The following is an 11587-nucleotide window of genomic DNA, read 5'->3' as shown; positions in this document are numbered from 1 at the left end:
TTGCTCAGGCGGGGTAGATGCCGAGGAAGTGCTGCAGATATTCCGAAAGGATCATCGACGGCACCAGCAGCACCAGCGTCATCGCCCCGACCAGCAGCGCGTGACCGTGGCAGATCATCCGGAGAATGCGCGCCAGCACGAAGACCTGCGCCAGCATGAAGGCCAGCAGCAGCAGCGAGACGAGGCCGACGGAGCCGGGCAGGAAGACCACCATCGCCAGCAGCAGCCCGTTGATATAGGAGAGCGGCACGCCGAGCCAGTTGACGCTGACGACGACCGGCGCAAAACGCTCGCCCATGCGGAAGGCAAGCAACAGCAGCCCGGCAAAGACCAGCGGCACGAACCAGTTGGCGAGCTCGACGAAGCCGAGCCTGATATAGAAGGCGAAGCCGACATCGGCTTCCGGCGGCATCGACCGCAGAAAGACCTGTCGCCACCAGAGCCAGGAAATGCCCATTGGCGGCAGACACCAGGCGATCGCCCAGAAGGACCGGTTGACGCCGCGCTCGGACATGTCGAGGTAGCGGAAGCCGCGCGGATCCAGCCGGATCAGCAGCCAGAGGCCGGCCAGATAATACTGGACTTCCCTAAGCCCCGGCATTGGCGAACCAACGGGCGATGAAGATTTCGTAGATCGCCGTCAGCGTCTCCAGATCGGCGACAGCGACGCGCTCGTCGACCATATGCATCGTCTGGCCGACGAGGCCGAACTCGACGACCGGGCAATAGTCCTTGATGAAGCGCGCATCCGACGTGCCGCCGGTGGTCGAAAGCTTGGGCGATTGGCCGGTCACACTTTCGACGGCCGATGACAGCGAAGCGATCAGCGCATTGTTGCGGGTGAGGAAGACATGGCTCGGCCGGTCGGCCCAGACGATATCGTATTTCACCGGTTCGCGGCCCGGCCGCAGCTGGCCGTTGCCGGCGGCAGCATCGAGGCGCCGGAGGATTTCGGCCCGCAGCGTCTCGGCCGTCCAGCTGTCGTTGAAGCGGATGTTGAAGCTTGCCGAGGCCCTGGCCGGAATGACATTGGTCGCCGGATTGCCGACATCGACCGTGGTCACCTCGAGGTTCGACGGCTGGAAGTCGTCGGTGCCGCCGTCAAATGGCGGGTCCATCAGCGCCTGGGTCAGCTGCAGCATGCCGCGCACCGGATTGTCGGCAAGATGCGGATAGGCGGCATGGCCCTGGACGCCGTGCACGGTGATCTTGCCCGACAGCGAGCCGCGCCGGCCGATCTTGATCATGTCGCCGAGCCTGTTCGGATTGGTCGGCTCGCCCACCAGGCAGGCATCCCAGCGCTCGCCGCGCTCAGTCGCCCATTGCAAGAGCTTGATCGTGCCGTTGATCGCCGGGCCTTCTTCGTCGCCGGTGATCAGGAACGAGATCGAGCCGTTGGGCGGCCCGTTTTTCTCGATATGGCGGGCGACGGCGGCGACGAAACAGGCAATGCCGCCCTTCATGTCGACGGCGCCACGGCCGAAAAGCTCGCCCTTGGAAATCTGGGCCTCAAAGGGCGGATGCGTCCAGGCGGCCTCGTCGCCGACCGGCACGACATCGGTATGGCCGGCAAACATCAGATGCGGGCCATCCCTGCCGAGCCGGGCATAGAGGTTTTCGATATCGGGCGTTCCCTCTTCGCTCGCCTTCACTCTGTCGACGGCAAAGCCGAGCGGCGCAAGCATGGTGTCGAGCGCCGACAGCGCGCCGCCCTCGGCTGGGGTCACGGAGGGGCAGCGAATCAGCGTCTGGAGATTGGCGACGGGATCGGTAGCGGTCATGGCAGTCGGACTATCCGGCGGGAATGGCAAAGACATGGCAAGGCGGCGCCTCGCGGAAAAGACGCCGTCTGTTTACCGGATCACTCTGTCGATGTCATCAATCTCTGAGCAGCTCATTGATGCCGGTCTTCGAGCGGGTCTGTTCATCGACGCGCTTGACGATGACGGCGCAGTAGAGATGCGGCGCCGGCTTGCCGTTGCCCATCGTCGCATTGCCCGACGGCATCGAACCGGCGACTACGACGGAATAGGGCGGCACTTCGCCGTAGCTCACCTCGCCGGTGGCGCGGTCGACGATCTTGGTCGACTTGCCGATATAGACGCCCATGCCGAGCACCGAGCCTTCGCGGATGATGCAACCTTCGACCACTTCCGAACGGGCGCCGATGAAGCAATTGTCCTCGATGATCGTCGGGCCAGCCTGCATCGGCTCCAGCACGCCGCCGATGCCGACGCCGCCGGAAAGATGCACATGCTTGCCGATCTGCGCGCAGGAGCCGACCGTCGCCCAGGTATCGACCATCGTGCCTTCGCCGACATAGGCGCCGAGATTGACGAAGGACGGCATCAGGATTGCGTTGGGCGCGATATAGGCCGAGCGGCGCACGACGCAGTTCGGCACGGCGCGGAAGCCGGCGGCACGGAAATGGTTCTCGCCCCAACCCTCGAATTTCGAGGGAACCTTGTCCCACCAGGTGGAATTGCCCGAGCCGCCCTTGACCACCTCCATGTCGTTCAGGCGGAAGGACAGCAGCACGGCCTTCTTCAGCCACTGATGCACCGTCCAGGCGCCGTCGGCGCCGCGCGTCGCGACACGGGCCTTGCCGGCATCGAGCAGATCGAGTGCTGCTTCGACCGCATCGCGAACTTCGCCCTTGGTCGACGTGTTCACATTGTCGCGATTGTCGAAGGCGGTTTCGATGATCTTTTCGAGGGATGCGAGGTCGGTGGCGCTCATGAGAATTCCTTAAACTTCGATCTTTATCGTGGAGACGGCAAGGTCTCCGGAAGTGCGGTTGGCGGGGGTTATCCTGCTCTACAGCATGAACCCGTAGAACGGAATGATTTTTCCGACAAGATCATATCTGGTTTCAAGGCGTTATAGCGACATATCCGGTCTCTTGGCCGGCATTACTGAAAGGCATTTCGACATGGCGAAGGGACGAAACGGCGGTTCGCGGCGCAAGGATGGCGTATGGGACCCGCTAAAGAGCAGCTCGACCGACAGGCAGCGCGCCGAGGCCGTGCCGAAGACGCCGCAGACGATGTCGCCCGCCTACCGCCTTGCCTATGTCGACGAGGATTTCCTCTGCCGCGAGGAGCTGCGGCCGATCCGCCTGCAGCTGGAACTGTTGAAGCCGGAAATGATGCTGACCGAACGCGGCATCAGGTCGACCGTCGTGATGTTCGGCGGCGCCCGCATTCCCGCCCCCGGCCAGAGCGCCTGGGCGGCCCGCAACGATATCCAGCGCGCCAATCTGGAGGCGGCCTCGGTCTATTATGACGAGGCGCGCAAATTCGCCCGGCTCTGCTCGAAATATTCGGCCACCTTCAATTTCCACGAATATGTCATCGTCACCGGCGGCGGCCCCGGCGTGATGGAGGCCGGCAATCGCGGCGCGGCCGACGAGGGCGCCCCTTCGATCGGCCTTAACATCGTGCTGCCGCACGAGCAGGCGCCGAACGCCTATGTGACTCCGGAGCTCAGCTTCAACTTCCATTATTTCGCCATTCGCAAGATGCATTTCATGGTCCGCGCCAAGGCGATCGCGGTCTTCCCGGGCGGCTTCGGCACGCTGGATGAGTTCTTCGAATGCCTGACGCTGATCCAGACCGGCCGCATGGAGCGCCTGCCGCTGATCCTCTTCGGCGAGGCCTTCTGGCGGAGCATCATCAATTTCGACGCATTGGCCGAATTCGGCACGATCGCGCCCGACGACGTCAAGCTGATCAGCTTCGTCGACACGGCCGAAGCCGCCTGGAAGATCGTCCAGGATTTCTACGAACACCGCGAATAGAGCGTCAGCGCGGTATTTGAAAACGAATCTCCCGCTCTTTCCCAGGCAGGAAAGAACGGGAGGCAGGGTGCGTCCGGCCTTACAGAAGCGGCCGGTCCGGCATGTCGTCGATCGAGATGACGCCGTCCTTGTTGCGGTCCATCCGCACAAACAGCTTGTCGATGGCGGCTTCGGCTTCCTGTTTGGAAATCTGGCCGTTCTGGTCGGTATCGACCCGGTGCATCATGATCGAGGCGCGCATGATGTTGCCGCCGTGATGCATCCAGCGATGTCCGTCGCGACCCTCGCGACCACCCTCAGGCGGCCGTCCCTGATCGTTATTATCAAGCATCGCGTCGGCGGTATTGGCATCCTTGTTATCACCGGCGTCCTGCTTGCGCTGATCTCTCATCGCCTGCATCTGCGCTTTCTGGTATGCGCCGATTTCGCCGGGGGTCAGCGAGCCGTCATGATTGGTGTCGATCGCAGCGAAGACCTTGTCGATGCCGGCGGTCGCTTCCTCCTTGGAGATCTGTCCGTCCTTGTTGGTGTCGAACTGCTTGAGCATTCTGACATAGGTGATTTCGCGGAAGGCGGCGGGCCCCGGCCCGTGCATAGAATCGTGCATGGAACCATGCCTGCCGGGGTGCTGACGCGGCCCGTCACCGGGTGCGGCATAGCCTGCCCCGGCGGCTGCGCCGAAGATGAGGCTGGAAGAAAGCGCTGCCAGTATCAGCTTGTTGCGGTACATCGTATTGGCCTTTCGTGAGGTGTCCCCTCACGACGAAAGCTATGGCAACAGGCCGGAAAGACCCAGTTAAACATCGGTAAGCTGGGTGAAACTTTGGTAATCCGTCAGCTCAGGGCTGAATCAGCCCGGAGCGGTAATCCTGCCGAGGAAGGCGGCGAGGTCGTCGGTGACGAAATCGATATGATCCTCTTCGCCGCTGGTCTTTTCCCACCATTCGACGACCGTGTCTTCCAGATTGCGCGGCACCAGCAGCACGGTCTGCATGCCGAGCGCTTTCGGCACCGTCAGATTGCGCGGCAGGTCCTCGAACATCGCCGCCTTTGCGGTTTCGACCCGCTTCAGCGCCGTGAACTTGTCGTAGGTCGCCTGCGCCGGCTTTGGCACGTAGTCGGCGGCGACGATATCGAAGATGTCGTCGAAATGCTCGAGAATGCCGAGCGCCTCCGCCGTCATTTCCGCATGCTTGACGCTGCCATTGGTGAAGATGAACTTGCGCCCCGGCAGCGCCTTGATCGCCGCACCGAGTTCGGGCTGCGGCGTCAGCGCCGAATAGTCGATCGCATGCGCCTTTTCGAGGAAGTCGTTCGGGTCGATGCCGTGATGGATCATCAGCCCCTGCAGCGTCGTGCCATGTTCCAGGTAATATTGCTTCTGCAGCTTGCGCGCCTCTTCCCGCTCCATCTGTAAGAGCGTGGCGACATAAGCGGTCATGTTCTTGTCGATCTGCGCGAAGAGATTGACATGATGCGGATAGAGCGTGTTGTCGAGGTCGAAGACCCAGTCTGTGACGTGCTCGAAATCGGCTTTATCAGGCGTGCGGTCGATCTTGGTCATGGCGGTCTTATGGCACGGCTGCCGCGGAAACCAAAGGCTTTTGCCTCCGGCCTTCGCCCGACGTCGATTTCCGCAAAAAAGCCGTCAGATTTTCACAACTTTAGGAGGATTTCGGCTGAATATTGCCATCGATCGCTGGTGACTTTCTGTCTGCGTCAGACAGGGGGACCCGCAAGGGTAAAGTCGCAATGAGGATCACTCTTATAAATCCGCCGCATACGGCGATCGGCAGTCGTATTCCCGATGATCACCTTCCACCGCTCGGCCTTCTCTCGGTCGCAGGCCCGCTGATCGACGATGGTCATATCGTCAGTCTCATCGATGCCGAGTTCGGACCGATGGCGATAGCGGAGATTGTCAGCCGGGTGGTGGGCAGCGACCCGGATCTGGTGCTGATTGGCCATTCCGGCTCGACCTCGGCCCATCCCACAGCCCGTGCGATCGCAGAGGCGATCAAATGGCGTGATCCCAAAACCTCCATCATCTACGGCGGCGTCTTTCCGACCTATCACTGGCGGGAGGTTCTGGCCGAGACGGCGGCATTCGATATTCTCGTGCGCGGTGAAGGCGAGGAAACGATGCGGCGCCTTGCCGATTGCCTGGCGACCGGCCGCCCGCTCGCAACCATTCCCGGCATCGCCTTTCGCGATGGTGATGGCGAAATCCTGGCGACGCAGCCGGCACAGGCGATCGCCGATCTCGATGCCTATCGCATCGGTTGGGAGCTGATCGATCATCGCCGTTACAGTTACTGGGGCGGCAAGCGTGCCGTCGTCATGCAGTTTTCACGCGGCTGTCCGCATCTTTGCAATTATTGCGGCCAGCGCGGCTTCTGGACCCGCTGGCGTCACCGCTCGCCGGAACTGTTTGCCCGCGAGATCGCCAGGCTTTATCGCCAAGAGGGTGTGGAACTGATCAACCTGGCCGACGAGAATCCGACCTCCTCGCGAAAGGCGTGGCTGGCTTTTCTCGAAGCGATGATCGCCGAGAATGTGCCGGTGCAGATCGTCGGATCGACACGGGCGGATGATATCGTCCGCGATGCCGATATCCTGCATCTCTACCGCAAGGCGGGTGTCGTGCGCTGGTTGATCGGCATGGAAAACACCGACGAGGCGACCTTGACGCTGATCAGGAAGGGCGGAGCCAAGGCAACCGACCGGGAGGCGATCCGCCTTCTGCGCCAGCATGATATCCTCTCGATGGCGACCTGGGTCGTCGGTTTCGAGGAGGAGACGCTGGGCCATCTCTGGCGCGGCTTCCGGCAATTGCTCTCCTATGATCCCGACCAGATCCAGGCGCTCTATGTGACGCCGCATCGCTGGACGCCGTTCTTCCGCATCGCCCGCGATCGGCAGGTCATCGAAACCGATATCCGAAAATGGGACTACAAGCATCAGGTGCTAAAGATGCGGTATCTCACCCCGATCGTGCTGGTCGTCTGCGTCAAGCTCATCGAGGTGGCGGTCCAGGCGCGGCCGAAGGCGCTGCTGCGCATCCTTCTCCATCGCGATCCCGAGCAGCGCCATTCGATGCGCTGGTATACGCAGATGGGGCGCCGCGTCTGGTTTCACGAGATTGTCGAATTCCTCTTCCGCCGCCGCCATCTCAGGGATGGCCCGACGCTCGAGAATTTCTGGGGCGCGCCGCAGGATGCAGAGGAAGAATCCATGCTGCGTCCGCAACGGCATGTGAAAAGCCTCGATGCGGCGGAATAAAATAGGCGCCCGATTTTCGGCGGACGGGGCCGGCGTGCGGTGCTAGAAAGAGGTCATGCTTTTCGAACGCCCCGATGACGATACACTCTATGAAGCCCTGATCGCGCGCAGCGCCGGTTATGAGGGCCAGGCCTATGTCTGCGTCAAGACGACAGGCATCTTCTGTCGTCTCACCTGCCCGGCGCGCAAGCCGAAGCGGGAAAATACGCTGTTCTGCGAGACGATCGCCGCCTGCATGCATTCCGGTTTCCGCCCCTGCCGGCGCTGCAAGCCGCTGGAGCAGCCGGGCAGGGAGCCTGTGGTCGACGCTTTGCTTGCCGCACTCGACGGCGAGCCGGAGGTTCGCTGGAGCGAGGATGAACTGGTGCGCCGCGGCCATGATCCCTCGACGGTGCGCCGCGCCTTCAAGCGGGCACTCGGCATGACCTTCCACGACATCGTCCGCTATATCAAGCTCGGCGAGGCGGCCCGGCAATTGGCCGATGGCGCGCGCGTCATCGATGCGCAGATCGACGCCGGATACGCGTCGCCGAGCGGCTTCCGAGCGGCTTTCCAGCGGCTCGTCGGCAAGGCGCCGGCGCTCGCGCAGAACCGCGAACTGCTTTTTGCCGACTGGTTCGACACCCCGCTCGGGCCGATGATCGCGGTCGCCGACAAGACGCATCTGCATCTTCTCGAATTTCACGACCGCAAGGCGCTGCCGAGCGAACTCGACGCGCTGCAAAAGCGCCTCCGCTCCTCCGTCGCGGTCGGCCGCACCCCCGTTATCGATCAGATCGAGGCGGAGATCGGCGATTATTTCGACGGGCGGCGCACCGTTTTCACGACGCCCTTGGCGCTCGGCGGCACGCCGTTCGAAAAGCATGTCTGGGCAAAGCTGATCGATATTCCTGTCGGTGAGACACGCGCCTATGGCGATCTTGCCAGGGAGATGGAGAGGCCGGAGGTGGTGCGTGCCGTCGGCCGCGCCAATGGCGCCAACCAGCTGGCCATCATCGTGCCCTGCCATCGCATGCTCGGCGCCGATGGTTCGTTGACCGGTTACGGCGGCGGGCTCTGGCGCAAGCAGTGGCTGCTGCGGCATGAAGAGAAGATCAGCACGCAGGCAAAGATGGAGGAGACAGCATGAACCAGACTGAAAAGGCCAAGGCATTCGGCGCGCTTCACCGCAAGGGCGACCCGATCGTCCTCTACAATATCTGGGATGCGGGCACGGCCAGGGCCGTTGCCGATGCCGGCGCCAAGGCGCTTGCGACCGGAAGCTGGTCGGTTGCCGCTGCCCATGGCTTTGCCGATGGCGAGAAGCTGCCGATGTCGGTGCTTGTGGAGACGGCGAAATCCATCGCCGACGTCATCGACCTGCCGCTCTCGGTCGATTTCGAAGGCGCCTATGCGGCGGAGCCTCAGGCTGCGGCCGCCAATGTCGCCAGCCTGGTGGAAATCGGCGCCGTCGGCATCAATTTCGAAGATCGGGTGGTCGCCGGCGAAGGGCTCTATCCCGTCGAGAGCCAGGCGGCCCGCATCCGCGCCATTCACGCCATGGCCGACGGCAAAGATATCCCCTTCTTCATCAACGCCCGCACCGACCTTTTTCTGGCCGAGAGCGATCTTGCCAAACATGCCGGACTGGTCGACGAGGCGATCGCGCGGGGCAGGGCCTATGCCGCCGCCGGCGGCAACGGCTTCTTCGTGCCCGGGCTGATCGATCCCGCCTTGATCGAAAAGATCTGCGCCGCATCGCCGCTGCCGGTCAACATCATGATGCGGCCAGGCGCCCCCGATGTGAAAACCCTGGCAAGCCTCGGCGTCAGCCGCATCAGCTATGGCCCGGGGCCTTACCGGTCGATGATGGAGAAGCTGAAGCAGGAAGCGGCGGCGATTTATAACCTGATCTGACGCCGATCCATGCGAGGGCCGCATCCCACGAAGGGCTGCGGCCCGGAATAACATTCCGCTTGTGCTCAGGAACGGAAGCGCAGATTGCGCCGGGTCAGCTGGTCGACCGAGGTGCAGCCCATCAGCTTCATGTCGCGTTCGATCTCGGTGCGCATCGTCTCCAGCGCCCGTTCGACGCCGGGCTGTCCGGCGGCGGCCAGCGGGAAGAGATAGTAGCGGCCGAGCCCGACCGCCTTTGCTCCCAGCGACAGCGCTTTAAGAACATGCGTTCCCCGCTGTACGCCGCCATCCATCATCACGTCGATCCGGTCGCCAACGGCATCGACGATTTCGGCGAGCTGGTCGAAGGCACTGCGCGAACCGTCGAGCTGACGGCCGCCATGGTTGGACAGCACGATGCCGGTGCAGCCGATCTCGACCGCGCGTTTGGCGTCTTCGACCGACATGATGCCCTTCAGGCAGAATTGCCCGCCCCAGGCCTGCACCATGTCAGCCACGTCGTTCCACGACATGGAGGGATCGAGCATCTCGGTGAAGTATCGGCTGATCGACAACGCGCCGCCGTCCATCTTCACGTGGTTTTCAAGCTGCGGCAGCCGGAAAGCCTCATGCGTCATCCAGTCGATCGCCCAGGACGGCTTGATCGCAAACTGCATCATGCCGGCGAGATTGAGCTTGAAGGGAATGGCAAATCCCGTGCGCTTGTCGCGCTCGCGGTTGCCGCCGGTAATGCTGTCGACCGTCAGCATCATCGCCTGCACGCCGGCATTCTTGGCCCGCGCCATCATTTCGTGGTTGAGGCCGCGGTCCTTGTGGAAATAGAACTGATAGACCTGCGGCCCGCTGCTGATCTGGCGCGCTTCCTCCAGGCTGATCGTGCCGAGCGAGGAGACGCCGAACATCGTGCCGTGTTTTCCCGCCGCCGCCGCGACCGCCCGCTCCCCCTGGTGATGGAAAAGCCGCTGCAGCGCCGTCGGCGAGCAATAGACCGGCATCGCGAGCTTCTGGCCCATGACCGTCACCGACATATCGACCTCGGCCACCCCGCGCAAAACGTCGGGCACCAGATCGCAAGCCTCGAAGGCCGCGCTATTGCGCCGATATGTCACCTCGTCATCGGCAGCACCATCGATATAGTCGAAGATCGGCCCGGGAAGCCGCCGTTTGGCCATGCGCCGGAAATCGTGAAAATTATAGCAGTCTGTCAGGCGCATCTTTTTGCTCGACCCATTTTGTTTCGGGCCGCAACCTAAATCACGATTCCAAATCTTGCCAAGGCCAGATCGGGCGATTTGCGACCTCTCGGAGGGGATATCGTGGCTCGGGAGCTTTGCAGACACGACGGATGATGGTCAGTTGCTACCCTCCAGCGCCTCTCCTCCGGCGCGGCACCCCGACGCCCCTCATCCTGAGGCGCGTAGCCCGCAGGGCGAAGCCTCGAAGGACGCGCCTCAGCGCTGCGCCTGGCATGCATCGACCACCAACGCACCCGCCCCGCCCTTCGAGGCCCCTGCGGGGCACCTCAGGGTGAGGCTCTCTTGGGCCTTGCCGCGGCACCCTCCGACGTTCCTAATCCTGAGGCGCGCAGCCCGCAGGGCGGAGCCTCGAAGGACACGCCGTAGCGCTGCTTCTTGCGCAGCCTCGCTCAGGGAACGATCAGCGTGCCGATGCCGTGCTCGGTGAAGATCTCGAGCAGCACGGAATGGGCGGTCTTGCCGTTCAGGATGACGACGCCCTGGACGCCGGCCTTGATCGCATCGATGCAGGTCTCGACCTTCGGGATCATGCCGCCGGAGATCGTGCCGTCGGCGATCAGCGCATGCGCTTCGGCGACGGAAAGCTCCTTGATCAGCTGGCCGTTTTTGTCGAGCACGCCGGGCACATCGGTCAGGAAGAGCAGCCGGGTGGCGTTGAGCGCCCCGGCAATGGCGCCGGCGAAGGTATCGGCATTGATGTTGTAGGTGGCGCCGTCGCGGCCAGGCGCCACGGGTGCGATCACCGGGATCATCTCGGAGCGGGCGAGCAGATCGAGCAGCGTCCGGTCGACTTCGACCACTTCGCCGACGAAGCCGAGATCGAGCACGCGCTCGATGTTGGAATCCGGGTCCTTGACGGTCTTGCGCGCCTTTTCGGCGAAGACCATGTTGCCGTCCTTGCCGCAAAGGCCGATCGCCCATTCGCCGGTCTGGTTGATCAGCGCGACGATCTCCTTGTTGATCGAGCCGGCAAGCACCATCTCGACGATCTCGACCGTCTTTTGGTCGGTGACGCGAAGCCCGCCTTCGAATTTCGATTCGATGCCCATCTTGTTCAGCATGGCGCCGATCTGCGGGCCGCCGCCGTGAACGACGATCGGGTTGACGCCCGATTGCTTCAACAGCGCGATATCGCTGGCAAAGGCCTTGCCGAGCTCGGGATTGCCCATGGCGTGGCCGCCATATTTCACGACAATCGTCTTGTTCTCGTAACGCTGCATGAAGGGCAGCGCCTTGGCCAGAAGCCGTGCCTGCAGTTCGCTTTCGGACTCGTTCATGGGGACCCCGCAGAATTGTTCGCGGCCTTTTATCGCAAGTTTCCGACAGAGGGAATAATCCAGAGGGCAATAGTTTT

At 62.7% G+C, this 11587-nt stretch carries 11 protein-coding genes; 4 read left to right on the top strand and 7 right to left on the bottom strand.

Going from position 1 to position 11587, the window contains the following annotated elements; translation table 11 throughout:
* Positions 1-4: 4 nt before the first annotated feature.
* From CO667_RS02815 to dapD, 3 genes are all read right to left on the bottom strand, one after another.
* Entirely contained in the window at positions 5-601 is a 597-nt protein-coding gene (locus CO667_RS02815) for a hypothetical protein (RefSeq protein WP_097616966.1), read from the bottom strand.
* A complete protein-coding gene (gene dapE / locus CO667_RS02810) occupies positions 588-1781 on the bottom strand; it encodes a succinyl-diaminopimelate desuccinylase (protein WP_097616965.1) in 1194 nt (397 codons plus the stop codon). The genes CO667_RS02815 and dapE overlap by 14 nt, the downstream gene beginning before the upstream one ends.
* 97 nt (positions 1782-1878) lie before the next feature.
* A complete protein-coding gene (gene dapD, locus CO667_RS02805; RefSeq protein WP_097616964.1) occupies positions 1879-2739 on the bottom strand; it encodes a 2,3,4,5-tetrahydropyridine-2,6-dicarboxylate N-succinyltransferase in 861 nt (286 codons plus the stop codon).
* Positions 2740-2932: 193 nt separating this feature from the next.
* Between dapD and CO667_RS02800 the strand changes: the two genes are divergently transcribed.
* Positions 2933-3799, top strand: coding sequence for an LOG family protein (locus CO667_RS02800; RefSeq protein WP_097616963.1), 867 nt, complete (start codon positions 2933-2935; stop codon positions 3797-3799).
* A 79-nt stretch (positions 3800-3878) separates the two neighbouring features.
* Here CO667_RS02800 and CO667_RS02795 read toward each other — a convergent pair whose 3' ends face one another.
* Together CO667_RS02795 and CO667_RS02790 are read right to left on the bottom strand one after the other, a co-directional pair.
* Complete coding sequence (locus tag CO667_RS02795; RefSeq protein WP_097616962.1) at positions 3879-4529, bottom strand: EF-hand domain-containing protein; 651 nt, start codon at positions 4527-4529, stop codon at positions 3879-3881.
* Between the two features lie 120 nt (positions 4530-4649).
* Positions 4650-5363, bottom strand: coding sequence for a pyrimidine 5'-nucleotidase (locus tag CO667_RS02790; protein ID WP_097616961.1), 714 nt, complete (start codon positions 5361-5363; stop codon positions 4650-4652).
* A gap of 188 nt (positions 5364-5551) precedes the next feature.
* Between CO667_RS02790 and bchE the strand changes: the two genes are divergently transcribed.
* The 3 genes from bchE to CO667_RS02775 are packed head-to-tail and all read left to right on the top strand — an operon-like array spanning position 5552 to position 8977.
* Positions 5552-7081: a magnesium-protoporphyrin IX monomethyl ester anaerobic oxidative cyclase gene (bchE, locus tag CO667_RS02785; RefSeq protein WP_097616960.1), complete on the top strand. Its 1530-nt coding sequence runs from the start codon at positions 5552-5554 to the stop codon at positions 7079-7081.
* Between the two features lie 55 nt (positions 7082-7136).
* The gene (locus CO667_RS02780; RefSeq protein WP_097616959.1) at positions 7137-8210 is read left to right on the top strand and encodes a trifunctional transcriptional activator/DNA repair protein Ada/methylated-DNA--[protein]-cysteine S-methyltransferase; all 1074 of its coding nucleotides are present in this window, start codon (positions 7137-7139) and stop codon (positions 8208-8210) included.
* On the top strand, positions 8207-8977 hold the full coding sequence (locus tag CO667_RS02775; protein ID WP_097616958.1) for an isocitrate lyase/phosphoenolpyruvate mutase family protein: 771 nt from the start codon (positions 8207-8209) through the stop codon (positions 8975-8977). Before CO667_RS02780 ends, CO667_RS02775 begins: the two co-directional genes overlap by 4 nt.
* 65 nt (positions 8978-9042) lie before the next feature.
* Here the strand turns inward: CO667_RS02775 and CO667_RS02770 are convergent, their stop codons facing one another.
* Both CO667_RS02770 and argB read right to left on the bottom strand, forming a co-directional pair.
* Positions 9043-10191: an alpha-hydroxy acid oxidase gene (locus CO667_RS02770; protein ID WP_097616957.1), complete on the bottom strand. Its 1149-nt coding sequence runs from the start codon at positions 10189-10191 to the stop codon at positions 9043-9045.
* A gap of 431 nt (positions 10192-10622) precedes the next feature.
* Positions 10623-11510, bottom strand: a complete 888-nt coding sequence (argB, locus tag CO667_RS02765) for an acetylglutamate kinase (protein ID WP_010065789.1) — start codon at positions 11508-11510, stop codon at positions 10623-10625.
* Positions 11511-11587 lie beyond the last annotated feature (77 nt).

It is taken from the genome of Rhizobium sp. L43, assembly GCF_002531725.1.
Classification (GTDB): Bacteria; Pseudomonadota; Alphaproteobacteria; order Rhizobiales; family Rhizobiaceae; genus Rhizobium.
The sequence above is the reverse complement of the archived record's forward strand: the minus strand, read 5'-3'. Positions and strand labels throughout refer to the sequence as shown.